This window comes from Gemmatimonas sp., assembly GCF_041689975.1.
Classification (GTDB): Bacteria; Gemmatimonadota; Gemmatimonadetes; order Gemmatimonadales; family Gemmatimonadaceae; genus Gemmatimonas.
Genome location: NZ_JBDNFF010000262.1, coordinates 1 through 26,489, shown reverse-complemented (window position 1 = coordinate 26,489; position 26,489 = coordinate 1). Strand labels below are relative to the sequence as shown.

28 protein-coding genes and 1 pseudogene are annotated in these 26,489 nt (G+C 65.0%); 18 read left to right on the top strand and 11 right to left on the bottom strand.

Annotated features, from left to right (window positions below):
• Positions 1-15 precede the first annotated feature (15 nt).
• A pseudogene (locus ACESNG_RS16530) lies at positions 16-920 on the top strand (ISL3 family transposase).
• A gap of 135 nt (positions 921-1,055) precedes the next feature.
• Here ACESNG_RS16530 and ACESNG_RS16525 read toward each other — a convergent pair.
• Positions 1,056-1,550 (bottom strand): transporter associated domain-containing protein, encoded by a 495-nt coding sequence (locus ACESNG_RS16525; protein ID WP_373060729.1) that lies wholly within the window; start codon positions 1,548-1,550, stop codon positions 1,056-1,058.
• Between the two features lie 662 nt (positions 1,551-2,212).
• Here ACESNG_RS16525 and ACESNG_RS16520 point away from each other — a divergent pair.
• Positions 2,213-2,359, top strand: coding sequence for a hypothetical protein (locus tag ACESNG_RS16520; protein ID WP_373060728.1), 147 nt, complete (start codon positions 2,213-2,215; stop codon positions 2,357-2,359).
• Between the two features lie 229 nt (positions 2,360-2,588).
• On the opposite strand, the gene ACESNG_RS16515 is transcribed toward ACESNG_RS16520, so the two are convergent.
• The 4 genes from ACESNG_RS16515 to ACESNG_RS16500 form a co-directional block, all read right to left on the bottom strand.
• The gene (locus ACESNG_RS16515; protein ID WP_373060727.1) at positions 2,589-2,738 is read right to left on the bottom strand and encodes a hypothetical protein; all 150 of its coding nucleotides are present in this window, start codon (positions 2,736-2,738) and stop codon (positions 2,589-2,591) included.
• A 2-nt stretch (positions 2,739-2,740) separates the two neighbouring features.
• Positions 2,741-3,109 carry a hypothetical protein gene (locus ACESNG_RS16510; protein ID WP_373060726.1) on the bottom strand — a complete coding sequence of 123 codons (369 nt, stop codon included), beginning with the start codon at positions 3,107-3,109 and terminating at the stop codon, positions 2,741-2,743.
• A 27-nt stretch (positions 3,110-3,136) separates the two neighbouring features.
• Complete coding sequence (locus ACESNG_RS16505) at positions 3,137-3,442, bottom strand: DUF1778 domain-containing protein (protein ID WP_373060725.1); 306 nt, start codon at positions 3,440-3,442, stop codon at positions 3,137-3,139.
• A gap of 87 nt (positions 3,443-3,529) precedes the next feature.
• Complete coding sequence (locus ACESNG_RS16500; RefSeq protein WP_373060724.1) at positions 3,530-3,892, bottom strand: AbrB/MazE/SpoVT family DNA-binding domain-containing protein; 363 nt, start codon at positions 3,890-3,892, stop codon at positions 3,530-3,532.
• 151 nt (positions 3,893-4,043) lie between these two features.
• Here ACESNG_RS16500 and ACESNG_RS16495 point away from each other — a divergent pair, with 151 nt between their 5' ends.
• Entirely contained in the window at positions 4,044-4,556 is a 513-nt protein-coding gene (locus ACESNG_RS16495) for a winged helix-turn-helix domain-containing protein (RefSeq protein WP_373060723.1), read from the top strand.
• A gap of 11 nt (positions 4,557-4,567) precedes the next feature.
• The gene (locus ACESNG_RS16490) at positions 4,568-5,260 is read left to right on the top strand and encodes a hypothetical protein (RefSeq protein WP_373060722.1); all 693 of its coding nucleotides are present in this window, start codon (positions 4,568-4,570) and stop codon (positions 5,258-5,260) included.
• On the opposite strand, the gene ACESNG_RS16485 is transcribed toward ACESNG_RS16490, so the two are convergent.
• Together ACESNG_RS16485 and ACESNG_RS16480 are read right to left on the bottom strand one after the other, a co-directional pair.
• Positions 5,237-5,548: a hypothetical protein gene (locus ACESNG_RS16485; RefSeq protein WP_373060721.1), complete on the bottom strand. Its 312-nt coding sequence runs from the start codon at positions 5,546-5,548 to the stop codon at positions 5,237-5,239. The genes ACESNG_RS16490 and ACESNG_RS16485 overlap by 24 nt on opposite strands.
• Positions 5,549-5,906: 358 nt before the next feature.
• Positions 5,907-6,092 (bottom strand): hypothetical protein, encoded by a 186-nt coding sequence (locus ACESNG_RS16480; RefSeq protein ID WP_373060720.1) that lies wholly within the window; start codon positions 6,090-6,092, stop codon positions 5,907-5,909.
• 308 nt (positions 6,093-6,400) lie between these two features.
• Here ACESNG_RS16480 and ACESNG_RS16475 point away from each other — a divergent pair, with 308 nt between their 5' ends.
• The 6 genes from ACESNG_RS16475 to ACESNG_RS16450 all read left to right on the top strand — a co-directional run bounded on the left by ACESNG_RS16475 (position 6,401) and on the right by ACESNG_RS16450 (position 14,392).
• Entirely contained in the window at positions 6,401-7,852 is a 1,452-nt protein-coding gene (locus ACESNG_RS16475) for a TolC family protein (RefSeq protein WP_373060719.1), read from the top strand.
• Positions 7,853-7,857: 5 nt separating this feature from the next.
• Positions 7,858-9,420, top strand: a complete 1,563-nt coding sequence (locus ACESNG_RS16470) for an efflux RND transporter periplasmic adaptor subunit (protein ID WP_373069815.1) — start codon at positions 7,858-7,860, stop codon at positions 9,418-9,420.
• 9 nt (positions 9,421-9,429) lie between these two features.
• Positions 9,430-12,573 carry an efflux RND transporter permease subunit gene (locus ACESNG_RS16465; protein WP_373060717.1) on the top strand — a complete coding sequence of 1,048 codons (3,144 nt, stop codon included), beginning with the start codon at positions 9,430-9,432 and terminating at the stop codon, positions 12,571-12,573.
• A gap of 8 nt (positions 12,574-12,581) precedes the next feature.
• Entirely contained in the window at positions 12,582-13,331 is a 750-nt protein-coding gene (locus ACESNG_RS16460) for a HupE/UreJ family protein (RefSeq protein ID WP_373069813.1), read from the top strand.
• A gap of 9 nt (positions 13,332-13,340) precedes the next feature.
• A complete protein-coding gene (locus ACESNG_RS16455; protein WP_373060716.1) occupies positions 13,341-13,952 on the top strand; it encodes a transmembrane anchor protein in 612 nt (203 codons plus the stop codon).
• 233 nt (positions 13,953-14,185) lie between these two features.
• A complete protein-coding gene (locus tag ACESNG_RS16450; protein ID WP_373069811.1) occupies positions 14,186-14,392 on the top strand; it encodes a hypothetical protein in 207 nt (68 codons plus the stop codon).
• Positions 14,393-14,452: 60 nt separating this feature from the next.
• On the opposite strand, the gene ACESNG_RS16445 is transcribed toward ACESNG_RS16450, so the two are convergent.
• Positions 14,453-14,770, bottom strand: a complete 318-nt coding sequence (locus ACESNG_RS16445) for a HEAT repeat domain-containing protein (protein ID WP_373060714.1) — start codon at positions 14,768-14,770, stop codon at positions 14,453-14,455.
• A gap of 247 nt (positions 14,771-15,017) precedes the next feature.
• Between ACESNG_RS16445 and ACESNG_RS16440 the strand changes: the two genes are divergently transcribed.
• Positions 15,018-15,389, top strand: a complete 372-nt coding sequence (locus ACESNG_RS16440; RefSeq protein WP_373060713.1) for a type II toxin-antitoxin system RelE/ParE family toxin — start codon at positions 15,018-15,020, stop codon at positions 15,387-15,389.
• Positions 15,382-15,705 carry a helix-turn-helix domain-containing protein gene (locus ACESNG_RS16435; RefSeq protein ID WP_373060712.1) on the top strand — a complete coding sequence of 108 codons (324 nt, stop codon included), beginning with the start codon at positions 15,382-15,384 and terminating at the stop codon, positions 15,703-15,705. The genes ACESNG_RS16440 and ACESNG_RS16435 overlap by 8 nt, the downstream gene beginning before the upstream one ends.
• Before the next feature lie 59 nt (positions 15,706-15,764).
• Here the strand turns inward: ACESNG_RS16435 and queG are convergent, their stop codons facing one another.
• Positions 15,765-16,886, bottom strand: coding sequence for a tRNA epoxyqueuosine(34) reductase QueG (gene queG / locus ACESNG_RS16430; protein ID WP_373069809.1), 1,122 nt, complete (start codon positions 16,884-16,886; stop codon positions 15,765-15,767).
• 10 nt (positions 16,887-16,896) lie between these two features.
• Positions 16,897-17,145: a hypothetical protein gene (locus ACESNG_RS16425; protein WP_373060710.1), complete on the bottom strand. Its 249-nt coding sequence runs from the start codon at positions 17,143-17,145 to the stop codon at positions 16,897-16,899.
• Positions 17,146-17,250: 105 nt separating this feature from the next.
• Here ACESNG_RS16425 and ACESNG_RS16420 point away from each other — a divergent pair, with 105 nt between their 5' ends.
• Genes ACESNG_RS16420 through ACESNG_RS16405 form a run of 4 tightly spaced genes read left to right on the top strand, consistent with a single transcriptional unit; the run spans position 17,251 to position 23,579 of the window.
• Positions 17,251-20,556, top strand: coding sequence for an ATP-binding protein (locus ACESNG_RS16420; RefSeq protein ID WP_373060709.1), 3,306 nt, complete (start codon positions 17,251-17,253; stop codon positions 20,554-20,556).
• Positions 20,553-22,340: a putative bifunctional diguanylate cyclase/phosphodiesterase gene (locus tag ACESNG_RS16415; protein WP_373069807.1), complete on the top strand. Its 1,788-nt coding sequence runs from the start codon at positions 20,553-20,555 to the stop codon at positions 22,338-22,340. The genes ACESNG_RS16420 and ACESNG_RS16415 overlap by 4 nt, the downstream gene beginning before the upstream one ends.
• Positions 22,337-23,209, top strand: a complete 873-nt coding sequence (locus ACESNG_RS16410; protein ID WP_373060707.1) for an HDOD domain-containing protein — start codon at positions 22,337-22,339, stop codon at positions 23,207-23,209. Before ACESNG_RS16415 ends, ACESNG_RS16410 begins: the two co-directional genes overlap by 4 nt.
• A gap of 43 nt (positions 23,210-23,252) precedes the next feature.
• Complete coding sequence (locus ACESNG_RS16405; RefSeq protein ID WP_373069805.1) at positions 23,253-23,579, top strand: nucleoside triphosphate pyrophosphohydrolase family protein; 327 nt, start codon at positions 23,253-23,255, stop codon at positions 23,577-23,579.
• A gap of 32 nt (positions 23,580-23,611) precedes the next feature.
• Here the strand turns inward: ACESNG_RS16405 and ACESNG_RS16400 are convergent, their stop codons facing one another.
• Positions 23,612-25,051, bottom strand: a complete 1,440-nt coding sequence (locus tag ACESNG_RS16400; protein WP_373060705.1) for an alkaline phosphatase family protein — start codon at positions 25,049-25,051, stop codon at positions 23,612-23,614.
• A gap of 262 nt (positions 25,052-25,313) precedes the next feature.
• Between ACESNG_RS16400 and ACESNG_RS16395 the strand changes: the two genes are divergently transcribed.
• Together ACESNG_RS16395 and ACESNG_RS16390 are read left to right on the top strand one after the other, a co-directional pair.
• The gene (locus ACESNG_RS16395; RefSeq protein ID WP_373060741.1) at positions 25,314-26,012 is read left to right on the top strand and encodes a TIGR00730 family Rossman fold protein; all 699 of its coding nucleotides are present in this window, start codon (positions 25,314-25,316) and stop codon (positions 26,010-26,012) included.
• A gap of 82 nt (positions 26,013-26,094) precedes the next feature.
• A partial coding sequence (locus tag ACESNG_RS16390; RefSeq protein WP_373069803.1) for a TonB-dependent receptor plug domain-containing protein occupies positions 26,095-26,489 on the top strand: 395 nt, incomplete at its 3' end.

Below are 26,489 nucleotides of genomic sequence, written 5' to 3'. Positions count from 1 at the left end.
CTCCTGCTCGAGCGCTTGGCGATTGCGTGGCTCCAAGACGCGACGCCGACCGCCGTGGGCCGACGGCTCGGGCTCTCGTGGGATGAGGCCCGTGGCATCATGGAGCGTGCGGTGCGGCGCGGCCTTGCGCGCCGCACGACCGCGCCGGTCGCGCGCCTCGGCATCGATGAGAAGAGCTTCTTGAAGCGGCATCAGTATGTGAGCGTCGTCGTTGATCTGGATCGCGGCTGTGTGCTCCACGTCGCCGATGATCGCAAGGCGACGAGCCTCACCCCGTACTTCACCGCCCTCACCCCCGCCCAGCGGGAGGGTATCACGGCGGTCGCGATGGACATGTGGGAGCCCTATCGTACCACGGTGCGCGCGCACGTACCGGACGCCGATGCCAAAATCGTCTTCGACAAGTTCCACATCATGCAGCACGTCGGGGCAGCGGTCGACACCGTGCGGAAGCAGGAACACCAAGTGCTGTCGGCCGCAGGTGACACACGCATTACGCGGACCAAGTACGCGTGGCTCACGAATCCCGCCAACATGGCCCGGCGCGCGCGGCGCGCGTTTGCGGCGCTGCGCGACAGTACACTCAAATCGGCGCGGGCGTGGGCGATGAAAGAGAGTCTGCGACGGCTCTGGCACTACACCTATGTCGGCGCCGCCCGCACCTTCTTTCGTCGTTGGTACGGGTGGCCATGCGGTCCCAGCTGGAGCCCATGAAGAAACTCGCGCGGATGCTGAAGGCGCACTTGGAGAACATCCTCACGTATCTCACCCATCGCATTACAAACGCCGTCACTGAAGGACTCAACGCCAAGATCCAATGGATCAAGTACGGCGCGCGCGGCTATCGGAACCGCGACGCGTTCAAGATGGCCATCTACTTTCACTGCGGCAAACTGGATCTGGAACCGAGGCCGTCGTGACGGCTACCCACTCGAAACCCTGAAGAGCCTTTGATTTTATGTCGATGCTGAAATCGGCGTGGTTCCTGGCCTGCTGAGTGTTGTCGCTCAAACTTCGCGCCTGACTGAACGCGGGCGTCGCTCCGCGCGTGCCCGCTACGTCTCGAGACGCGCCTCGACCGTGCCAACGCCGTGACCCCAAATGGTACGAAACTCGATGTGAACGCCTTCATAGCGGACCACATCCCCGATCTGCGGCGGGCGTCCAAGCACGGCCAGCACGAGGCCACTCACGGAATCAACCTCGCCATGCGCAAGCGTCACACCTGGTGCGTCGCCAAGCGTCTCCACGCGCGTGATACCGGCAGCAGCGATCATCCCATGCGCCGTCGCGGGCACCTCGGCCGGCCCGACAACGTCATCACCCACATCGCGGACGATCTCCTCGAAGAGATCGTCCGACGTCACGAGTCCTGCCGTCCCGCCATGTTCGTCGAGTACAACGGTCATTTGCGCACAGCCTACCCGCATCGCCGACATGAGCTCATCTACCGGGGCCGACGCGGGAACGTAGGGCACGCGGCGAACCTCCTCGACCTTCGGCACTGAACCGGCCACGAGATGCCGGAAGATCTCCTTCACATGGAGCATCCCGATGATCCGGTCAACCGACCCATCGATGACCGGATAGCGAACGCTTGACCGTCACGGTGGACAGTGGAAGCGAAATCGAGGTGCGGTGATCCACCACAGGGAGAGCGTCCGTCCACCGGTATAGGCGAGGGGAGTCACGATTTTGAATCAACCGGTCGTGTTGGGGACGTCAATTCGTTGAACTGCCCACGCTGCGCTCGAGCATCCACCACTTCGCACGCTTGATCGCACGGCTCTTGAATACCGCCGCATAGTCCACCGGCTCCGTCCTGAGAATCTCGCGAGCCAGCGCGCCGCCTTCATGAAGTTTCTCGGATTCGGCTTCGCCTATGCCTTCCCGCCGAGGCGGGCGCCGAGTCGCGCACCGTCCCCACGGAGCACTCGACAGATGAACTCTCCGCGGAGTTCGACGCGTCGGAACCACTGGTCTGGCGGAGCATGGCGGGGAGCCTTCGCGGCGCGAGCATGGTGGCGCTATATAGCGCAGCATCGGCGACGGCGGTACGCAATCCCGCGCGCTACGAACTGCTTGCGCTCGTCGATGCTCTGCGGCTCGGTCGGGCTCGGGAGCGCACGCGCGCGATGCAACTGCTGCGCGAACGGATCATGTCGGTGTCGTCCGCCTTGAACGCTGTGCACGTGCGCCGCACGCGGTACGGATGTTCATTCGCACCGAGCCCGCCGCGTTCCTCGATGCGCCGTGGGCATCGGGCATTCTCGAGGGCAATCTTCCAACCGCCCGACGAGTGCCGGGACTGGTCGGCGCCGTCACTCGACGCTTTCAGCAACTGGCGTCGATGAGCTGAGCGCGTCAAGCGCGCAGGCCGCATGTTCACGCACCACCTCATGCTCGCATAACCGCATGGCATCGCGAACCGCGACATCATCCGCGGTCCCGACGTTCCTCAATACCACCGCCGCCTTCCGCTGCAACAGGTTCCGCACCCAATTTGTCATTCCCCTCGGCACGGGACGGCGAACGCTCGCGCGAGCAAGCACGTAGCGCTTCGCGTTCCTCCCTTCGGTGTCCGCCATTCAGCGCATGAGAAACAGACGACGCACTTTCGCGTTCGTCGGCTCGAGCCGCTGAACGCCAAACCGTAGTGATTCGTACCATGCGGCCAGCTTGTCGTTCTTCGGATCGACCACCAGGAACGCGCCACCGCCACTCTCACGGAGCCGCAACGCTATATCTCGAGCGGCCGCGACCGCGTCACGTCCGATGTCTCCCGTTGGTGCTTCACGGCCACGCCGAGGCGCCCGAGGAGCCACCTTCCAACTGACGGAGAGCTGATGTGCGGCGGGCCGACCGCCGCCGTGACGGTCGGATTGACCCGCACGCCCACCGGTGACAGGGTGAAGAAACCGACGATCACGTCCACCTCCCGCGTCGCTTCGGTGTCGATCACGACCCAGATGACGGAAAAGCCGGCCTCTTGCTCCAACAGAGCGCTCGTCCGCAGGTAGTCATCGATCTCGGTTGCGCCGGGCTTGCAGCCGCACGTGAAGGTGTGGACCGGGTGGTCGGCGGTGAGCTTCGTGAGATTGAGCCTCATGGTGGCGAGCGCGACGGCGCGGAACCGTCACTCGTAGTTCAAGCGTGCCTTCGCGCTGCTCGAAGCGGCCGCGAGCTGCGGCGTCACCACCGCCGGGGCGGTCAGCAGCTTCAGCAGGGCCACCTGCTCGGTGGCGATCAGGTGGATCTCCTGCGTCGACACGATGTCGTCGGCCACTCGCTCGGCCAGCACCGCCATGACGTACTCGGAGAGGCTCTCGCCCATGGCCCGGGCCACCATTTCCGCATGCCGCTCGAGCACTCCGGGAATTCGCGACTCAAAGCGCTCGTCTGCCGGAAGGTCCAGGTACGCGCGTGCCGTGGAAGCTGCCATAGGTCGATGCTCTCCTTTCGGTTGCCGTTTGCGCATGTCCGTACCGTGTACGGTTGTACGTACGTTGTACGGGTTGAGGTGTCGGCGTCAACGCAAACTGCGAACCATTGACGAGCAACCAATGGCGGAGCTCGACTCGGAAGCCCTCGACTTCCGAGCTGCTTCCGAGCCCGTCGCGCCCTCAGGCGCAGCGATCAATGATGCGCACTCCCGCTTTTTCGAAGTCACTCCGGTCGACTCGGACTCGATCGGTACGAACCAGTCCTCGGCCGGACAGTCGAGGAGCCACTGGACGGCGCCTTCATTCACGGACAGCGAACGACGCTGCAGCAGGTACTCCTCGCGGTCGAGCCGCTCCATGTCGAACTCCTGACCGGCCTCGATACCATCCTGCTGGCGCAGCTCGGCCGAGATCACGATCTGGCGTTTGGAAGAGACGGTGGTTTTCACCTTCGTAAGACGATGTCTTACTGAATAATTGCAGCATCAGGAGGCCGGGATCGCTTGATTCTTGGGTGCCGCTGCCATAACGTTCCCGTTCACAGTTCACGAACAGCGAACTCTCTAGTTCACGGTTCGTGAACCATGAACGAAGGCCTCCATGGTCCAACTTCGCCCGCACGACGTCGCGATTGCTCTTCAGCTGGCGCTCCGCCCGGGAATGGCGTACCGCGCCATCGCTGAGGCCGTAGGACTTTCCCCGAGTGAGGTGCATGGGGCCGTCAAGCGTCTGGCGTACGCCCGCCTCGTCCGAGCGGATATCCGAGCCGCCCGTGTACCGGCACTCCTGGAGTTCCTCACCAGCGGTGTGCCGTATGCGTTCCCCGCCGAACCCGGCGCTGAGTCGCGCGGCGTACCGACCGCCTTCGCGGGCCCTTCGCTCGCCGGAGACTTTCCGGATGCGAGCCCGTTGGTATGGCCCGCGATCGACGGGGCTCGTCGCGGGGCGACCATCGAGCCGCTGTATGCCGCCGCCCCCGCCACCGCAAAAGGCAACCCTGCCTTGTACGACCTGCTGACGCTCGTTGATGCCCTTCGGGTGGGACGCGCGCGCGAACGGCACCGCGCACGGATACTGCTGGAAGAACGCCTTGTGGCGACCGAGCTCGTGTGACGGCATCCAGCATGAGCCCGAATCGGGATCGATTGCTGCGCACCGCACGTCGGATGGCGCCGATGCTCGCCGACGTGGTATTCGTCGGCGGGCAGATGGTTGAACTCTTGATCACGGAGCCAGCCGCCGTCCGTATTCGAGCGACCGATGACGTCGACGTCCTGGCGCACGTGACCACACGAACCGCGTACCATGACCTCCAGATGCGGCTCGTGGCGCTCGGATTCGCTCCCGACCAACGCACGAACGCTCCGATCTGCCGGATGCGCACGAGCGACGATCTCGTGCTCGATGTCATGCCAGTGGACGAGCGCGTACTGGGTTTCTCGAATCGTTGGTACCCGTTGGCGCTCGACACGGCCACCGTGGTTGTCTTGGCGCCTGACCTCACCATCCGCGCGATAAGCGCACCTGCCTTCCTCGCCACGAAGTGGGAGGCGTTCCGTGATCGCGGCGCCGACGATCCATTCCTCAGTCACGATCTCGAGGACATCATCAACGTCATGGCTGGCCGACGGCACGTCATCGAGGAAGTGGCGGCCAGCGCCGAAGACGCGCGCCTGTTCATAGCCAGCGAAACGCGCGCGTTCCTGGCCAACCGGTGGGCCAACGACATCGTCGCGGGGAGCCTCCCGGATGCGCGGCGGTTCCCGGGTTTTGCCGACGATGTGGTTGCGCGGTTACGCGCGCTCGCCGCAGTCTGAACGGCCGACGCCGTCCATACGCGAACCGGTGTTGTTGAGAGCGTCGATTTGTAGGATCGCCCATGCCACGTGTTCGCGCACCACTTCATGCTCGTGTGACTGGATGGCCTCGAGTACCGCGAGATCATCCGCAGTGGCGATGTTCCCCAGCACCATACACGCGTTCCGCTTCAGCCCCTGCAACTTCGCGCGCTTCATCGCCGACCCCTTGAACGCCGCCGCGTACTCGGCCTGATCCATCGCCAAGATTTCCCGCGCCAACGTCCGCGCGTCTTTCTCAACGAACATTGCCCGAGGCGAAAACGTCGACCCTCCGGCAGCTTCTGCGAAAACTTCACATTCCACGGACACACCTCTTGGGATACGTGGCCCTTACCCACTTTGTGATCCGGCTCCGCACCGGAGCGCGAACACGAAGAAAGCCAAGCACTTCGCCGTGATCGTGGCGACCTGCGCGCGGTTACCGCCGGACACTGTGGCACGCCGCAGGGTATATTACAGCGTGCCCCGTTCTCGTTGGTCCCGCGGAGTTGTCCTCCTCGTCTCGTTGATTGCCAGTCTTGTCGCCCCGAGCCTTGCCGTGGCGCACGGTGTCGCGCACGCGCACGTGGCCGAAGAGCATCACGCGCCGGCGCACGGGGAGGCGCTATACCACGAGCATCAGGGCGTCGACGAACACGACGTAGGACCGGGGAATCATCGCCCCGACGTTCTTGCGCAACCGGAGTACCAAAGCGCGCACGCGCCGGACCACGACCACGCTCATGAACACCCGACCATCGTCGCGGCGATTCAGGGAGCCGTGGACGTGCGCGTCGCGGTCGATGCCCAAGTGGCCACGAGCCCGGTCCCGGCGACGCTTCAGCAGTCCAACCTGTCCGCGCGACCCGCCGCCTCGTGGGATTGCGCCGCCCTCGCACGACCGGCGCCCGACACCGGCCCCCCCCCCGCACTCCGAGCCCCTCCCACGCGCTGACGTCGTTCGTCAGCGTGGGTTGCGTCGTGTCCAGCACACGGCCGCTCACCCTGACAACAGGCCATCGCGTGTGCTCACCGTGATGGTGCCCGTTGTGCACGGCGTCGGTATTCCCGTCGACGAGTTGGTGCCACGCGGGAACGTCAGCTGGTCCTCCTGTGGTCTTGAACGTCTCATCGCGTCTGCGCTTCGCGCCGTCGCCACGCGCACAGGGCGCCATCGTGCGGCACCCGGCGTGCGTGGTCGTCGCGGCACTGCTGTCCGCATTCATGGGCCCGGATCTCCCGTTACGAGCCCAAGAGGCTCCCCCTCCGTCTACTTCGGCGCGTGCGCCGATCAGCCTCATCGAGGCGCGGGCTGCGGCATACAGCGCCGATGCGAGCATCCGCGCGGCGCGCGAAGGGCTCAATGCGGCGAGTGCGCGCGAACGCCAGTCACTCGCGCGACCCAACCCCACACTCGCCTACGGTCGTGAACAGACGTCCCGGGCGGGGCAGGCAAACGCGCAGGACATCGCACAGTTCGAGTGGCCGCTCGAGATCGCGGGTCAACGTGCTGCGCGCGCAGACGCAGCACGGTTTCGGCGACAGGCGGCAGAGGCGAGACTGACGGCGACAACGCAGTCGCTCGACGCGCAGGTGGTGCGCGCGTACATCGAAGCGGCGTCGGCGCAGCATCGTGCGGGTATCGCCGACGTGGCCGCGCGTACGGCCGCCGAAGCGCAGCGGGTGAGCGATGAACGGCTTCGCGCCGGCGATATCGCCGGGTACGCGGCGCGTCGGCTTCGCTTGGAATCGGCGCGCTACGCGGCACGACGAGCGGAGGCGGCCGCTGCGGCGCGCTCGGCGCGCGAGCAACTCGCGCTGCTGATGGCGCGTTCCGTCGATGCCGTTGTGATCCCGATGGCTGTTACCACGGATTCCAGCGGTAGCGCATTCAGCGCGCTGCTGCACGGCGTACTACCAAGCGTCACGTTGCCCGTCGCGTTGACGCTCACTGACACCGTGCCTTCCGCTGCACGCGATTCGCTGATGGTCAACGCGGTGAGTGCGCGACCCGAGCTGCTCGTGGCGAAACTCGAAGCGCAAGCGGTAGCCGCCGATGCGCGCCTCGCCGCACGCGAGCGTCTTCCGGTGCCGGCGATTTCGGCGGGCTACAAAGGAGAGCACGTGCGCAACGACGCCACCTCGCCATCACGCGCGCTGTCGGGATTCGTGGCAGGCGTGTCCATCCCTCTGCCGCTGTTCGACCGCCGTGCGGGCGCCCTCGCGGCCGCGAACGCGACTGCGCGACAAGCGAGCGCAGCAACCGACGTCACGCAGCGACTGCTCGCGCGTGAGATTGCCGACGCGGCGGGCTCTCTGCGCGCGGCTGAGGAGATGCGCGCGCTGCTGCTGCCGTATGTGGGGGACGAGGCGCGGGTTGCGCTGCGCGCGGTGCAGGCGGCGTATGCCGACGGCGAGATCACGCTGGCCGAATGGCTGGACGCCGTGCGCGCCTGGCAGGAAACTGAGCTCGCCCTGTTGACGCTCGATACCGATATCGCCCTTCGACGCGTCGCGCTCGCACGCGCGTTGGGCTTTCCGCTCTTTCCCGTTTCCGACCCCGTTCGATGACGCCCATGCGATATCTCGCTCCGACTTCACGCGTGTCCCGTTTCGCCCGTGAACGCGTGCGTTTGCTCATGCTGGTGGCGACACTCGCTGGGGCAATGGCCTGCAGTGATAATGGCAATCGTAACGGCGCTGCCGAAGCCAGCGACAGCGCCGAATCGGCCAGCGAACCGGCCGGCGGTGCGATCACGCTGTGGACGGATAGTACGGAGCTCTTCATGGAGTATCCGGCGCTGATCGTGGGCGCGCCCGACAAGTTCGCTGTGCACCTCACCGACCTCACCGACTTCGCGCCACTGCGATCGGGCCGCATCACCCTGTCCTTCACACCGCGAGGCGGTGGGGCGCCCGTCACGGTGGTGCAGGAGACGCCACGCGCGCCTGGTATTTATGGGCCCAGTCCGACGTTCGCCCGAGCCGGCGTGTATGACCTCGTGATTCGCGTCGAGAGTCCGCAGGCGCGCGACAGCATCGTCGTGTCGGGGCTGACCGTCTATGCATCGGCGGCTGTCGCGCCTCGTGGTTCGGGCGGCAGCGAAAGCGGCATCGCCTTCCTCAAGGAGCAAGCGTGGAAGACGCTAGGTTTTCGGACCGAGTTCGCCATCGCCGGGAATCTCGCCGTCACCTTCGACGCACCAGGACTTCTCGAGCCAGTGGCGGGGCGATTCGCGCAGGTGACGGCCCCGCTGGCAGGACTCGTCGATGCGTCCGGCGTCGCGAGCGCGCCAGCGCCCGGCGAGCGCGTGGGGCGTGGGCAGACGCTCGCCCTCCTCGCGCCGTCGCTCGGTGACGGCGGGGCCGGCACCTATGCTGAAGCGCGCGCGCGGTTGCGCGAGGCTGAAGACGAACATGCCCGTGCGGTGCGGCTCTTCGCGGTAGAAGCCGTGTCGCAGCGTCGCGTGCACGAGGCGGAGATCCGCCTTGCTGCCGCGCGTGAAGCGCTCAGTGGATACGGCGGTGGCGCGCTCACGAGCGGTGGACGCATCGCCGTGCGGTCGCCCATCGCCGGCGTTGTCGCGGACCGCCGCGTGACGCCTGGGAGCCGCGTGGACGCGGGCGCGCTGTTGTTCACCGTGGTGGATCCGTCGGTCCTGTGGCTGCGCGTCAACGTACCCGCTGCGCAGGCGGCCAACCTGTCGCGCAACGCGGGTGTCGAGTTCCGCGTGGAAGGATCAGAGCGCATGTACGCCGCGCGACGCGTCGTGTCCATCGGCAGCGTGATCGACTCGCTCTCGCGATCCGTACCGATGCTGCTCGAGGTAGCAAATGCCGATGCCTCTCTCAAGGTGGGTGCCGCCGCGCGTGTCTCGGTCCGTACGGCGCAGCGCGAAGCCGGCGTGCTCATTCCGGCTTCGGCGGTGCTCGACGACGACGGCCGCGCCGTTGCGTTTGTGCAAGCGGACGGGGAGCGGTTCGAGAAACGGGTGCTCGCGCTCGGCCCGACCAACGCTGGTCGCGTGCTGGTGCGTAGCGGCATCCGAGCAGGGGAGCGAGTGGTGACCGGTGCCGCGTATCAGGTGCGTCTGGCCTCGTTGTCCACGGCCGTGCCCGCGCACGGTCATGAGCACTAGGAGTCGACGATGCTCGATAAACTGATTGCGTGGGCGCTCACGAATCGCGTCGTCGTGCTCGCCGTCGCCGCGCTGATGCTCGCGGCCGGCGCGTGGACCGCCCGGCGCATGCCCGTCGACGTGTTTCCCGACCTCACCGCACCGACGGTCACCGTGCTCACGGAGGCGCATGGCATGGCGCCGGAGGAGGTCGAGGCGCTGGTCTCGTTTCCCATCGAGACCTCCGTGAATGGCGCGACCGGCGTGCGCCGCGTACGGTCGTCGACCGCGCAAGGCATCTCGGTGGTGTGGGTGGAGTTCGACTGGGGTACCGACATCTTCCGCGCGCGGCAGATCGTCGCCGAGAAGTTGCAGACTGTGGCCGCCACCTTGCCCGGAGGCATATCAGCGCCCGTGCTGGCACCAGTGTCCAGCGTGATGGGCGAGATCATGATGATCGGACTCACCGGTCCGCAGGAACCGACCGAACTGCGCACCATTGCCGACTGGACGATCCGCCGACGGCTGCTCGCGGTACCGGGCGTGGCGCAGGTCATCCCGATTGGCGGCGCGGTCAAGCAGTACCACGTGCTCGCCGACCCGGCACGCATGATGACGGCCCGCGTTTCGCTCGACGAGGTTGTGCGTGCCGCGCGCGGATCCAACGCCAATGCATCAGGCGGTGTATTCATGGATCGCGGTCAGGAGTACGTGATCCGCGGCATCGGTCGTGCCCAATCGGCAGCGGACATCGCGAGCACCGTCGTGGCGATACGCGCAGGTATTCCGGTGACGCTCGCGCAGGTCGCGGACGTGGTGGTGGGCACTGCCCCCAAGTTCGGCGACGGCAACGTAAACGCTCGGCCCGGCGTCGTACTCGCCGTCCAGAAGCAGCCCGGCGCGAACACGCTCGAGCTCACGGCGCGGATCGAGCGCGAATTGGCGGCCGTGCAGGCCACGCTGCCGAAAGGCATGACGGTGCACGCGGAGCTGTTCCGCCAAGCGAGCTTCATTCGCGTAGCGGTCGACAACGTGCTGAAGGCACTCCGCGACGGCGCCATCCTCGTCGTGATCGTGCTGTTTCTCTTCCTCTGGAACCTGCGAGCCACTGCGATCTCCATCGTCGCGATCCCTCTCTCGCTGGTCGTCGCGATTCTTGCGATGAAGCTGCTCGGCATCAGCATCAACACGATGACCCTGGGCGGAATGGCTATCGCCATCGGCGCGCTGGTCGACGACGCGATCATCGACGTCGAGAACGTGTTCCGCCGGCTCAAGGAGAATCACCATCGACCGACAGCCGAGCAACGGCCGGCGATACGGGTGGTCTTCGACGCCTCGAAGGAAATTCGCGCGAGCATCGTGAACGCGACGCTCATCATCATCGTCGTCTTCCTGCCGCTTTTCTTTCTCGGTGGCGTCGAAGGACGCCTGCTCCGTCCGCTCGGCTTTGCGTACGTCGTCTCCATCTTGGCCTCGCTCTTGGTCGCGGTCACGGTCACCCCGGTGCTATGCGCGTATTTGCTACCGCAGGCGAAGGCGGTGCAGGCGGAGCGTGAAAGTGGCGTCGTGCGCTGGCTCAAAGCCCGTTATGCACGCGTGCTCGAGCCCGTGCTGGCCCATCCGAAGCGCGTCCTGCTCGGCGCGGCGGTCGCGCTGGTGGCCAGTATCGCGGCGCTGCCGCTCCTGGGCTCGGCGTTCCTGCCGGAGTTCAACGAGGGCGCGTTGACCGTGTCGGTCGTCACGGTCCCCGGCACGTCGCTCGATGAGTCGAGTGCCATCGGCCGACGCGTCGAAGAAATCCTCAAGGCACGGCCGGAGGTCGTGAACACGGACCGCCGTCAGGGACGCGCGGAGCTCGATGAACATGCGCAAGGTGTGAACGCCGCCGAGATCGATGTGACGTTGCGTGACGACATCGATAAGGACGCTCTGTTCGTGGAGCTGCGAGACGAGTTTACGTCGATTCCCGGTACGAATGTCACCATCGGGCAGCCCATCGGTCATCGCATCGACCACATGCTATCGGGCACGCGCGCGAATATCGCGGTCAAGCTGTTCGGGCCGGATCTGTATCAGCTACGGCAGACTGGCACACAGATCCGTGATGTGATGGCGGGCGTTCCGGGCGTCGCAGACCTGCAACTCGAGCAGCAGTCCGATGTGCCGCAGCTCCGCATCCGCGCGGACCGCGTCGCGCTGACGCGCTACGGCATGAGCGTCGGACAATTGGCGGACGCCATCGACGTGGCGCTCAACGGCGAGACCGTGTCGCAGGTGCTCGAGGACGGACGCAGCGTCGACTTGGTCGTCCGGTATCCGGAAACACTGCGCGCCAACGCGGCCTCCATCGCGGATGTCGCGTTCGACACGCCGACGGGACAGCACGTACCGCTCTCGCAACTGGCCACCGTTACGGTGGACCGTGGGCCGAATACGATCTCGCGGGAGAACGTGCAACGGAAGATCGTCGTGCAGGCCAATGTGGCGGGCCGCGATCTCGGGAGCACGGTCGCCGATATCGAGCGTGCCATCGCGGCGGGGGTCACGCTCCCTCCGGGCTACTTCATCGAGTACGGCGGACAGTTCGAGGCGCAGGCCGAGGCCGCACGTACCCTCGCGATGTTGTCGCTGCTCTCGGTGGCGGCCATCTTCCTGCTGTTGTACGGCGAGTTTCGGTCGGCGCGCACGGCCGCCCTGGTCATGGCGAACCTTCCGCTCGCGCTCATCGGCGGCGTCGCGGCCGTGTTACTCACGGGGCGCGTAGTGAGCATCGCGTCACTGGTCGGGTTCGTGACACTGTTCGGCATCGCAACGCGCAACGGTATCCTGCTGGTTGCGCACTACCGACATTTGCTGGCCGAGGGCGTGCCGTTTCGCGAGGCGGTCACGCGTGGATCGTTGGAACGGCTCTCACCCATTCTCATGACTGCCCTCACGGCGGGACTTGCCCTCATTCCGCTCGCGTTCGGTGGCGGGGAGCCGGGTAACGAGTTGCAGACACCGATGGCCATCGTGATCCTTGGTGGACTGCTCTCAGCAACGGCGCTTAACATGCTGGTGCTGCCGGCGTTGTACTGGTTGTTCGGGGAACGTGTGGCCGCAACGGTCGTGGTTGACGATGACCTCCGTGACCATGCCCCGGCGAACGGACGCGATCCACTCCCTGTTTGACCATGCACATGAAATCTTCTGGCAGCCTACCGTACGACGGTCGACTTTCTACGCCCTCGCTGCTACGGACTCGGGCGGCGGTCGCACTCCTCGCCATCGGTGCTTCTGCGTTGCCTGCCGTGGCATGGGCGCACGGTGTGACCGCCGGCGACAAGGGCTACATCATGGAGACGTTCGGCGTTCGCATCGTGCCGTTCATCTACTTAGGCGCGAAGCACATGGTAACGGGCTACGATCATCTGCTCTTTCTGTTCGGCGTCATCTTCTATCTGTATCGATTCAAAGATATTGGCGTCTACGTCACGCTCTTTGCGCTTGGTCATTCCATCACGCTCGTCTCTGGTGTGGTGGCGGGAGTCAGCATCAACGCGTACCTCATCGATGCCATCATTGGCGCATCGGTCGCGTACAAGGCGCTCGACAACCTCGGCGTCTTGGCGAAGTGGTTTGGTCGCCAGCCAGATCCGCGCACTGCGACGATGCTGTTCGGGCTCTGCCACGGTCTTGGCCTCGCCACGAGGATGCTCGACTTTGATTTAGCGAAGGATGGACTTTTGCCAAACCTGCTCGCCTTCAACGTCGGCGTCGAGATCGGACAGTTCTTAGCGTTGTGTGTCATCCTCATCGCGATCAGCTACTGGCGGCGCAGCGCGACATTTGTGCGCTACGCTAAGGCGGCAAATATGCTGTTGTTTCTCAGTGGCGTCGCACTCGTGGTGTACCAACTGAACGGATACCTCTCACCATCTCAGGCATAGGAGATTTTCGTGGCACAATCATCTGATCTTCCAGACGCACTCCCGTCGTCGCGCACGCTGGCACGGGCGTCGCTTGCGGCCTTGGGAGTCGCGGCGCTCCTCATCGTCGGTGTCGTACTTCCTGCGGAGGCCGGGCGCGATCCGCTGGGATCGGGCGCGGTGCTCGGCCTGACGGAGATGGGGCGCATCAAGGTGTCGCTGGCGAAGGAGGCGGCAGCCGACGAAGCAATGGATGCGGCTGGTGGCCCTGTGGAGTCTCGCAATGGCGGCACGCCAGCAGACGCTCAGGCCAGCCGCTGGCGCGACTCGATGACCGTGACGCTGCAGCCCAATCAGGGAATCGAACTCAAGCTTGCGATGCGCAAAGCGGAGAAGGCGTTCTACGCGTGGAAGACGGACGGCGCAGAGGTGTACTACAACGCGCACGGTGAGCCACCCGATCCACCGAAAGGATTCGCCGCGCACAGCTACGCGAAAGGCACGGCGACAGCAGACAAAGGGGACCTCGTGGCAGTATATGATGGCATGCACGGATGGTTCTGGCGCAATCGTTCAGCGAAGGCCGTGCGTGTCACGCTCAAGACCGGTGGCGAGTATCTCGTGCTGAAGGAGATGAAATAGATGCGCACGCAGCGACCGCTACGGCGATCGCCATTCGTCGGGGTCACCTTGCTGCTCACGCTCTCCTCCTCGCTCGCGTATGGCCTGGTGCGCAGGCATCTCGCGTGGGACGGGCTGGTGACAGGGATCAGCACCTCGAAGATTCGTGGCCCGATTGAAATGGTTGGCGGCGTCGTGCTCGGCACTACGCTGGCGACGGTCAGTTACCGGGGAGACACGCCGGGCGTGTCCACGTGGGTAGTTGCGCAAAGGGTGGGGCGGTCTTGGGCGCCGCGAGCGCCTACACGCCACTTCGCGTCGACGCCAAAGGCATGGCCGAGGGGAAGGCAACGTTGCGGGTAGCCCTCCCGGATAGCGGGAGTTTCTACGTGAACATCCACGCGTCGGCGACGAACATGAAGAAGATCGTGGCCTGCGGAGATCTGCTGCTCGAGGAATGACGGACGCATGCTCGGCGTCGGAAGCGCCGCCCGCGTCGCGCGGGGGATACATGTTCGGCGCTACGGGCGCTCGGTGGCGCCGGCCAGCCGCGCGAGGGCCCATGCGGCATGATCGCGCACAATCGGCTCCTCGTGCTCCAGCGCAGCTTCGAGCAGCGGTACGTCGTCACGAGTGCCGACATTGCCCAACACGACAGCCGCATGGCGCTGCAACATCCACAGCTTCGCGCGCTTCATCGCCGAGCCCTTGAACGCCGTTGCGTACTCCGCCTGATCCATCGCGAGAATCTCGCGCGCCAGCGACTGTGCGTCCTTGTCAACGAACATCGCGCGCGGCGCAAACGGCGACCCCGCCGGTAACTCCTGCGAAAACTTCACGTTCCACGGACACACCTCCTGGGAGGTGTGGCGCTATACCCATTTTGTGATTCCGCTCAGCACAGGTCGGCTAACCCACAATAAGTCATGGAATAGCGCGCCAGATGTGAACTCCGGCCCTGCGGTGCCGACCCCCAGCACGGTCGGTTCGGCGTTGCGGCTCCCGTCGGTATCCTGAGCGGAAGTCGCAGCAGGATCCTAAGGTGGACACTTGGTTGAAGGTGGCACCCAGTGCTATACTTCCGGTGTGCTCCAGAATCCTCGAGACCACCGCGCGTTCAAGACCAAGGCGTTTGCGCGCTTAGCCAAGAAGGCTGGCATCGACGACGGCGCGCTGTGCAAAGCCATGGCGCAGGTGCAGCAAGGGCAGGCTGAGGACCTTGGCGGCGGCGTCTGGAAGAAGCGGCTGAATGACAACAAAGACCGATCCATCATCGTCGCGAAAGGCGCGCGCTACTGGATCTACGCCGACCTGTTCGCGAAACAGGACAAGGTCACCATCGACGATGCGGAGCTTGCCGTGTTCCGAAAGCTCGCCGGTGCGTACGCGGCTGTGACGGACGCGCAGCTGGGGCGGCTGCTCGAGACTAAATCCTTGGTGGAGATCTGCCATGAGTAGTACCCGGAAGTACAAGAGCGACACCTTGGCGGCAATCCACGACGCCGCGAGCGATCTGTTCGCGGTCGGCGCCATCACCAAGACCACGATGCGCGAGTTCGATGCCACCTGCATTTCAGCGCCACCCCCGCTTGCTCCGGCGGAGATCAAGCGGCTGCGGGAGCACCTCCACATCAGCCAACCGGTGTTCGCGCGATACCTGAACACCACCGAAAGCACCGTGGCCAAGTGGGAGTCAGGCGCGAAACGCCCGAGTGGGATGGCGCTCAAACTCCTTCACGTCGCGCGAAAGAACGGGCTGGCGGCCTTGGTCTGATATGCGAGACCCACGCGGTCAAACGCTGGAGAGGACGCTGATGAAAACGCGCGCCGTCATCATGCGTTAGTGGGTCTGGCGGGCACGTCGTCTGGCGTCAGCGGCACTGACGTGGCGGCCCTCGTCGCGGCCGCGCTGGCGAGCGCCCGCGCCGCGTGTTCACGCACCACCTCCTGCTCTTGCAACTGCGTGGACTGGAGCGCCGCGAGATCATCCGCGGTGCCGACGTTGCCGAGCACCACGCACGCGTTGCGCTGGAGCATCCACAGCTTGGCGCGCTTCATCGCCGAGCCTTTGAACGCCGCCGCGTACTCCGCCTGATCCATCGCCAAGATCTCCCGCGCCAACGTCCGCGCGTCCTTGTCGACAAAAATCGCGCGTGCCGCAAACGGCGACCTCGCCGGTAACTCCTGCGAAAACTTCACGTTCCACGGACACACCTCCTGGCACACGTCGCACCCATAAATCATCCCGCCCATCGGCTCCCGTAACGCCTCGTCGATCGCCCCGCGCAGTTCGATCGTGAGATAACTGATACACTTCGTCGCATCCAGCACGCGTGGCCCCACGAACGCCTGCGTCGGACAGGCGTCGAGGCAGCGCGTGCAACTCCCGCAGCGGTCGGCCTCGAACGGGTCGTCCACCGCGAGCACCACGTCCGCGTCGACCTCCACGAACAGCGACGACAAGAAGAAGAACGAGCCGATCGTAGGGTTGATCAGCATCGTATTCTTGCCGAACCACCCCAGACCCGCGCGCTGCGCAAGGTCGCGCTCCAGCACCGGTCCGCTGTCCACGTACGGCCGCGCGTTGATCGAGCGCCCAAGTGCCGACTCCAGCCAGTGGTGCAGCGCGCGCGTGCGCTCGCGCAGGAAGTCGTGGTAATCGTCGCCGCGCGCGTAGCGCGCCACCGGTCCGCTCGGTTCGTGGCCGCCGTACTGCGTGGCCAGCACGATCGCGTGGGTGGCCCCGGCGTGTGGACGGCGGCTGTCGCGTCGCAACTCGGCACCGTCGCCGGCGAGATATCCCATCTCGCCCGCGTACCCGGCCTCAAGCCAGGCGTCGAACCGGGCTCGCGTGGCCGGAGGCCCCAAAGTGGTGATCCCTACCAAGTCGAAGCCCAAACCGAATGCCTGCGCTTTGATGCGCCGCGCGAGATCCGCCGCGCCGCCGTCGCTCACTACGGGCGCACTACGGCTGGCGTCCGACCCAGCGGGCGAAGGCGATCACGTCGTCGGCCGGCGGTATCGCGTCTTCCTGTCCGTAGGCCGTGTACATGCGCCACTTCACGTAACTGGTGGCCGGCAGCGGCAGGAACGGGAACCGGCGAAACCAATGCCGGTGCCGAAACCGCCACGCGACCCGAAGCAAGTCGATGGCCAGGAACGGGTTGGCGATCGCGCGCAGCGAGAGGATCAGGGTGAGCCGGAGCCAAGGCATATCCGCAATATAGTCAAGCAGATCGTCCCTGCGGTCGACATTCACACAAGACGCCGACTCCGGTGCCACGCCTGCTGGATTCCGCTCCTTCCGCTTCGCACCGTCATGTCGCACTCCCACCCCAGCCAGCCCGCCGTTAGCCAGCCGCCGCGCCAGCGCCCATGGTGGGTGGACACGCTCCTGCTGGTCGGCTGTATCGCGATCGCTGAACTCTGCCTGCATCACGCGATCGAGCTGGCCGATCTCGATGTGACCGAGTGGACACGGAGCCTGATCGGTGCCGCCGGACTGGCGTTGCTCATCGGTCCGCTGTACGCGTGGATGATGTATCGGCGTCACGTCGATGCCCGCATGTCTCTCGACCGTTTCAGTCGCTCCGGGCGCGCGCCGAACAGCCCGCACGCGCGCGTGCGCGTGGCCGTGCTTGGCTCCATGGGGGTCATCGCGGCGCTGCTCACGGCCTCGCTGTGGGGGCAAATCTCGGCTACGGCCCGCCTCGCAAAGAACGCCGAGCTCACCAATGTTGCCGGGCGACAACGTTCGCTGTCGCAACGTATTGCGCGCTTTGCAGGAGGAGCCATCGGCAATCCGGACGATGCCGATTCGCTACGCGTCGCAACCGCGAGGCTGCAAACCTACGCGCTACGGCTCGACACGCTCACGGCGGCGTTCGAGGTGGCCGCCTTCGCCGCCGCCAGGAACGCGCGCGATGCCATCGCGGCCGCCGCGACGCCGCGCAATGCGGTGGTCGCCGCGACGGTGCATATGCTCGCCATGCCCGCCGGCGGTGAATCGCGACGGGCGGCGGCCGCCGACGTGGTACGGCGTGCCGACGCGCTAATGGTCGTCGCGGAAGCCACCGTCGGCGCGCTGCAGGCGTACACCGAGGAGAAGGTCCGACGCAGTGTACGGTCGTCGTGGACGCTCGCGCTGCTCATGCAGCTCGTGATCGGTATTATCGCGCTGCTCGTGATCGAGCCGGTGATCCGCCTGCTCAAGCAGCAGCACCAGATTGCATCGGCCCGTAGCATCGAGTTCCGTCGGCTGGCGATGGTCGCCGAACGCACCAGCAATGCCGTCGTGATCACCGATGCCGAGCGGTGCATCACGTGGGTGAACAATGGGTTTACCCGGTTGACCGGCTTTGCGCTCGACGAGGCGGTCGGTCGCAGTCCGGGCGAGCTCCTGCAGAACGCCAATACCGACCCTGCTACGGTGCGCCTGTTGCACGACGCCCTGACCGAGGGCAGGGCGGCGCGCTGCGAAATTCTGAACTGCGCCAAAGATGGCAGCGAATACTGGCTCGACCTTGCGATCGAGCCACTTCATGAGCGTGGCGTGCTGACCGGTTACATCTCGATCGAAAGTGACATCACGGAGCAGGTACACACACGGGTCGCGCTCGAGGCGCAGCGTGTGCGTGCGGAAAGCGCGCTCGCTGCACTACAGCGCACCTCCGGCATGCTCGAGGAAGCGCAGGCCGTCGCCAGCCTCGGCAGCTGGTCATATGACATGGCGTCGAATCACGTCGAATGGTCGCGAGAGCTTTTTCGGCTGTACGGTCGCAATCCGAACGACGGGGCGCCGAGCTACGAGGACATGCTCACGGACCTGGTCGAGGCTGACGCCGCGCGACTCCAAGAGGCGGTGCAGCACACGGCGATCACCGGCACGCCATACTCGCTGGTGATGCAGACCGCGCGCGGTGCGAACGGCGTACGGTATGTGCGCGGCGAGGGCCGTGCGCGCCACGAGGCGTCGGGGAACGTATCCGGCCTGTTCGGTACGGTCATGGACGTGACCGCTGCCATCGAGCGTGAGGAGGCGTTGCGGCTGGCGCAGGAGCGCGCCGAGGCGGCGAGTCAGAGCAAGAGCGAGTTCCTGGCCAATATGAGTCACGAAATCCGCACACCGCTCTCGGCGATCCTGGGCTACACTGATCTGCTGCGCGACGAAGCCATTCGGCAGGGCGCGTCCGATGAACAGTTGCAGTCGATGAGCACGATCCGTCGCGCCGGCGAACATCTGCTCACGGTCCTCAACGACATTCTCGACATCTCGAAAATCGAAGCCGGCCGGATGGCGATCGAGCGCGTGGAGACCGATCTGCCGCGTGTGCTTTTCGACGTGGACAGCTTGATGCGCTCGCGTGCCGCCCAGAAGGGTGTGCTGTTGCAGACGCGATTACTGACGCCCATTCCGGATCGGGTACTCTCCGATCCGACCCGCCTGCGACAGATCCTCATGAATCTGGTCGGCAATGCTGCCAAGTTCACGTCAACGGGACAGATCGATATTCAGGTGGACGTGAGTACGCTCGACGGTGCGCCGTCCGTGCGCATCGCCGTGGTCGATACCGGCCCCGGCATGTCGGCCGAACAGGCCACGAGTCTCTTTCAGCCGTTCGTGCAGGCGGATACATCGGTCACGCGCAAGCACGGCGGCACCGGGCTCGGTCTCACGATCTGTCGTCGGCTGGCCGGTCTGATGGGTGGGGACGTGCAACTGGTGAAGACGGCGCCCGGCGAAGGCTCCACATTCACCGTCACGCTCCCGCTCCATGCGGTCGAGGGAGCGCAGAATATCGAGGATCTGCACGCCTGTATCGCTTCGCCGTCGTCGTCCAAAGCAACGGGCGCGTCTGCGATCGAACTCCGCGGTCGCATCCTGCTTGCGGAAGACGGCGAAGACAATCAGCGCTTGATCTCGCATCATCTTCGCAAGGCCGGCGCCGAGGTGGTCGTCGCCGAGCATGGGCGTCGGGCGCTCGAGTTGATTTCGGCCGCCGATGCGGCCGGTCAGCCGTTCAGTCTCCTGGTATCCGACATGCAGATGCCCGAGATGGACGGGTACACGTTGGCGCGGACGCTGCGAGCACAGCACAACGCGCTCCCCATCATTGCGCTCACCGCGCATGCCATGGCGGACGACCGCCAGAAGTGTCTCGATGCCGGGTGCAACGACTACGCCAGCAAGCCGATCGATCGCGCCCTGCTGATCGCGACCTGTGCCCGCTGGATGCAGACGCCCAACCACGACGAGTCTTATGGGCAGTCGATCGAACTCTTTCCTCAACCCGTGTTGTACAGCGAGTTGCGCGATGATCCCGACCTAGCCGAACTGGTCGACGCTTTTGTCGCGGGACTGCCGGGCAAGGTCGAGCGTATCGAGCACGCGTTCAGCACCGGCGGAACGATCGATCTCGCCCGTCTGGCGCACCAGCTCAAAGGCGCCGCCGGTGGATACGGATATCCGTCGATCAGTAATGCCGCGCGCCTTGTGGAGCAGCACGCGCGGGCGCGCGAGACCGCAGACGGAACCTTCGACCCCGGCGTTGATCTGTCGGACGCGGTCGCGCTGCTGCTCGCTCAATGCCGCCTGGCGATCCGGACGCTGGAGCATGCCGCATGAACGACAGGCACTCCGATCGCCAAACGCGTCCTGAGCGGGAGCTCATTGCCGACGCGCGTATTCTCGTCATCGATGATGACGCGGACATTCAAGCATTAATCGTCGCCATGCTGCGACCACTGCAGGCGACGATCGTCGGGGCGGCCACCGGCGCCGAGGGACTCGCCGCCGCGCGCGGCACGGTCCCGGACGTGATCCTGCTCGACTACGAGCTGCCGGACGGCAATGGTGTCGATATCCTGCATCTGCTGCAAGGCGAACCGGCGCTGGCCGGCATCCCGGTGATCGTGGTCACGGGCAGCGAGAGTCGGCAGGTGCTTACGGCCTGCTTCGCCGCCGGTGCGGCCGACTATATCCGCAAACCCTTTTTCGGTGCAGAGCTTCGCGCCCGCGTCTGCTCGGTGATCGAGCGGCAGCGCATGCTCGTGCAGCTGGGGCGCGCCGCGCACATCGATACGCTCACCGGACTGCCCAATCGCGCGCTGTTACATGCCCGGCTGCAAGCCGCGATCGAACGCACGTCGCTGGAGTCCAGCTACGCCTTCGCGGTGATGTTCATCGACTTCGATCGCTTCAAGATCATCAACGATAGTCTCGGGCACGATGTCGGTGACCTGCTGCTTTCCGAGATTGCGTCGAGGCTATGGCTGAATCTGCGCGTGAACGATTGTATCACACGCGATACGATCGGGTCTACCGTGGCGCGACTGGGCGGTGACGAGTTCGTGATCGTGCTCGACGATGTGGCGTCGGCCGAGCTGGCGGGATCGGTAGCCGATCGTTTGCTTGCCGTGCTCGAGCAGCCGTACTTTCTGAATTCGCATACGGTGCGATCGAGCGCGAGCATCGGCATCGTGCACAGCAGCGCCGGGTATACGCAGGCCGACGACATGCTGCGTGACGCCGACGTCGCCATGTACGAAGCCAAGCGTCGTGGGAAAGCGTGCCATGCGCTGTTCACCACGAGCATGCGCGATGCCGTACAGCACCGTCTCGATATCGAGACCTCGTTGCGCGACGCTATTGCGCATCAGGACCTGTACCTCGTGTATCAGCCGATCATCTCGTTGGAAGACCGTTCGCTCGAGAGCGTCGAGGCGCTCGTGCGCTGGCGCCATCCCGTGCACGGTATGATCCCGCCGTCGGAGTTCATTCCGATTGCGGAAGAGACGCGCCTCATTCTGCCACTCTCCGATCAGGTGCTCCGCGAAGCGTGTCGGCAGTTCATGGTGTGGCAGCGTGAATCCCCACAGTTCGCGCCGTTATACATCAGTGTGAATCTGTCGCGAGTCCAGCTGGCTGATCCCGATCTCGTGGCCCGCACCATGGGCATCCTGCGCGAAACGGGGATCGCGCCGCATCAGGTGCAGCTCGAGGTCACGGAAAACCAGCTCATGCAGCATCGCGTCATGGCGGGCGAGCTGCTCGCCGCGTTCAAGACAGAAGGGTTCCGTTTGGCCATGGATGACTTCGGCTCTGGCTATTCCTCGCTCTCGTGCCTGCAGGAGTATCCGTTCGACGTACTCAAGGTGGACCGGGCGCTCACCGAGAATGTGAGCCGCGGACGAGGCTACACGGCGCTGCTCCATGCGGTGATCACGCTGGCGGAGAACCTCGGCCTGCAGGTAGTGGCCGAAGGCATCGAGACGATCGAGCAGCTCGTGCTATTGCAGTCGATGGGCTGTCCGTCGGGGCAGGGCTATTACCTGGCCCGGCCGATGGAGCCGTCACAGCTCGAAGGGTGGTGGTCCACATTCTCACGTGAGCAGTTCGAGGCTGCATGACCACGGTGACCATCAACGAGCACATCGTAGCGAGCGCGCTGAAGCGAGTGACGACGGTCGCGACACTCCCCGCGAGCGCCATGCGCATCATGAAGATCGCCGAAGATCCGACGTCGACCGAAGACGAGTTGCTCGCAGTCCTCGAGAGTGACCCGCCGCTCGCCGCACGCGTGTTGAAAGTGGTGAACTCCGCGTTTTACGGTCGGCCGCGCCATGTCGCCTCCGCGTCCGCTGCCATGCGTCTGCTGGGTGTGAATGCGATCCGCAACGTCGCGCTGGCGGCGAGCCTGAATCGTCTGTTTCGCGGTGGCCGCACGGTGCCCGGTTTCAACGCCGGCGAACTGTGGACGCATTCGGTGGCGGTCGGTTCGGCCGCGCGTCGCCTCGCTGAAAGGTGTCGCGGCATCCCGCCCGAGGAAGCGATGCTGGCGGGATTGCTGCACGACATCGGCCTGCTGGTGGAGATTCAGGCCTCGATCACGGAGTTCTCCTCGCTGATCGCGGCCACGTCGCAGAACGTGTCGCTGTCATTCGCCGACGCCGAGACGCAGTGGCTGGGCGCCACCCACGAGGAGTTCGGCAAGGCCCTGTGCGAGCAATGGCGCTTCCCCGACGCGCTCGCCAAGGCGTGCGGACATCACCACGATCCGTTGGCGCTGGCGACGGAGGACCAGCGATTACCAGCGATCATTCACGTGGCCGATGTCCTGGCCGGACGCGCGGGCGGTGGTTTCACGCGCAGCGTAGGGCGTGACGTACCACGCGACGGCGTGTGTGAACTGCTGGGGTTGAGCGCGTTTGACCTCGCTGAGATCGAAGCACAACTGGGCAGCGATATGAAGCAGACATTGGGACTGCTCGCGGCATAGGCGCGGGTCATTAGCTTTCGCCGGTCCTCAACCCACGATCGCGATGACCCTCGACGAGTATCAGGAACTCGCCGCCCGCACGCTCGGGCGCGACCGCACCCACGAACAGCAACTGGCCAACGCCGCCCTCGGCCTCACCGGTGAAGCCGGCGAAGTGGCTGAAGTCATCAAGAAGCATCTGTTTCACGCCACGCCACTCGACCAGGACGCGCTCGCGAAAGAGTTGGGTGACTGTCTCTGGTACATCGGCGCGTTCGCCACCGTGCTGGGGCTCAGCCTGGACGACATCGCGCAGCGCAACATCGACAAGTTACGCCAGCGTTATCCCGAAGGCTTCGACACCGAGCGCAGTCGCAACCGCACTGAATAGTCGCGGCAGGCACCGTGTGCAGCGACGGTCAGTCAGCGCAAGAACGACCGGCCGTCGAACGGTACGTCGCATGTCACACGCAGCAGATCCAGGGCGCTGGGCACCACGTCGGTGGTGCGCTGCGGAGCACACGTGACGGGGCCGTCGAGCAGCAGCGGGACCAGCATCTGCTCGCGCAGCAGCGCCCCATGTGTGGACACGTGTGGCGTGGGTTCGTATCGCGCCCGCAGGTCCCAGCCGCTGGCCGCCGAGACCACGATGTCACCCGCTCTCGGGGAGGGCACCAACGTGGAAAGTTGCACGAGTGCATCCGCATACGGTGAGTCGCTGCCGGCGAGCCACGCGTCTGTGGCGTCCAGATCAGACAGCGCTCCGCCAAGCCGCAGCGGGTCGCCGTTCAGCGGCTCATAGCTCCAGCGTGCGTCGTGCCCCTCGTGCGACCGCACGATGTCGGCCACACCGTGGTCTCGGTGAAAAACGCGCACCGTGCTCGCCGCCATTGCCACCGCGAGCAGACCGGTGGATGGCCGCTGAAGCATCGCCTCGAGTGTCGATTGCCAACGCGAGCTCAGCGAGGGCCACCATGCACGTGAGGTACGCGCGGGATCGAGATACAGATGCCCCATCGCGTTACCGCCCACCATGAGCGCCACATCGGCGCCGCGCGTACCAAGCTTCGGATGAGCCAGCACCTTGTGGCCACGCGAGGACAACCAGCCGTGCAGATCCTCGTGCTCGGTCACGGGGGAATGGCCATGATCACCCACGACCCAAGTGCGGAAGCCGTCAGCCCAGCCGTCGGCGGCGGCAATAGCCTGCGCTCTCGCGATCGCCGTATCGACATCCTGGATGGCGGTACGCACGACCGTGGAATCGCCACCGAACGCATGCGCCAGTTTGTCCGGACTGAGGATGCCCAGCATGGACAGCGTCGGACGCGCACGCGTGAAACGACGGAAAAACTCGTTGACGGCGGCCTGCTCCACCCGTCGCCAGGCGCGCGCGTCGCCGCGAAAGTGTGCCCATCCGGCGCGCAGCGACCAACCGATGCCGCGTCCCACATGACCATGCGTCGCGCCGCGCGCAATCATCATCATTCCAGCCAGGGAGGGCTGTACGAGATCGTACAGCGTTGGGCAGCGCGGATCGAGATCGCCGTCGACGTGCCAGATGTCGATGCCGGAGTAACTGCGTGCCTGCGCATAAGAATACGGTAGCGAGCGCGCTCGATCGAACCAGCGAAGACCGGGCATGCCGACCGACGCCGGATGTCTTCCCATGACGAACGGCGCGTACGCGGGACCGGTCACGGACGGGAAGGACGAGCTGATAATATGCAGCCCTCCCTTTTCGCGAAGACGCGCCATCGCCGGGAGATTGCCACGCTCCAATTCCTCGCCGAGCACGTCCGGCCGAACACCGTCGGCTACGACAATAAGCAGTCGCGTCGTCACCGTAGTATCATCAGACATCAGTCCTGCCAACTTCCACGTGCTCCTTATGGCAAAATCGCGTCAAACACAACCTCGTACAGTAACCGGCAAGAAGGCCTCTGCCGTCACACGGGCAAAAGCCGAGCAGGAATCGCGCGACGGCTTGATGGAACGTACCGAGGAAGGCCACCGAAAGGCTGGCCGCGAGCCAAGTAGCGAAGTCCCGCTGGTGTCCAGTGGGGCGCGGGCGGTACGACGCCAGGAGCGGCGGCTGATCGATCAAGACATCCGTGATCGACCAATGCTCACGGAAGATGAGAAGTTGCTGCAAAGTCCCAAAGACGACATGGGAGCCTTCACGCGCTCGGATCCGTGGCGCGTCATGCGCATTACCTCCGAGTTCGTGGAGGGGTTCGATGCGCTCTCCGAGATTCACAAAGGCGTGACCATTTTCGGATCGGCGCGGACCGGGCCGGATGATCCGCAGTACGTCGCAGCGCAGGAGACCGCACGATTGCTGGCCGTGCAGGGGTTCTCGATCATCACGGGCGCCGGACCCGGTATCATGGAGGCCGCCAACAAGGGCGCCAAACAGGGCGGCGGTCACTCCGTGGGGTGCAACATCGAATTGCCCTTCGAACAGGGGGCCAATCCGTATGTCGATACGCTGGTGAACTTTCGTTACTTCTTCGTGCGGAAGACGATGTTCATCAAGTATTCGAACGCGTTCATCATTTTCCCCGGTGGCTTCGGCACACTGGATGAACTGTTCGAAGCGCTCACGCTGATTCAGACTGGCAAGATCTATCAGTTTCCGGTCATCCTGTTCGGTCGGCACTATTGGGCCGGACTCGTCCGGTGGATCACGTCGCGCTTGGTCGGGGAAGGCAAAATCTCGCCCGGCGACCTCGATCTGCTGTTGCTCACCGACGATCCCGCCGAGGCCGCCCAAGCTGTCATTGACGCCCACGAGGCACAGACTGCGGCACAAAGCGGATAGAAAGAATCCCGATTGACTTTATCGGGTTTGATGTGTTAGGCTGAGTTCACACTTCATGAGAAGCGTTCTCAACCAATATATCATGCCCCTCGTTCTTCTGCTGGCCGCTGTTGTTGCCACCGCTCCGTTTCTGCAGGACACCTCCGTCGCCCGGCGTGCGAAAGCGGACTCGGCCTTAACAGACTCCACCAACGCGCAGGCGCTGTCGGTAGTCCGGGTCTCCGCCGAGCGTGCCTCTCGTACGCAGTATCGGGTTTCACGGACGCGGTCCTCCACCCGCACGCTCACCCCGCTTCGCGACGTGCCGCAGTCGATCACGGTGCTCGGTCCGCAAGTCATGCGCGACCTCGGCCTGCAAACGATGGCCCGCGCCATGGAGTACGTCCCGGGCGTCACCATGGGGCAAGGCGAAGGGCACCGCGACGCCCCCACGATCCGTGGACAGAGCACGACCGCCGATTTCTTCGTGGACGGCGT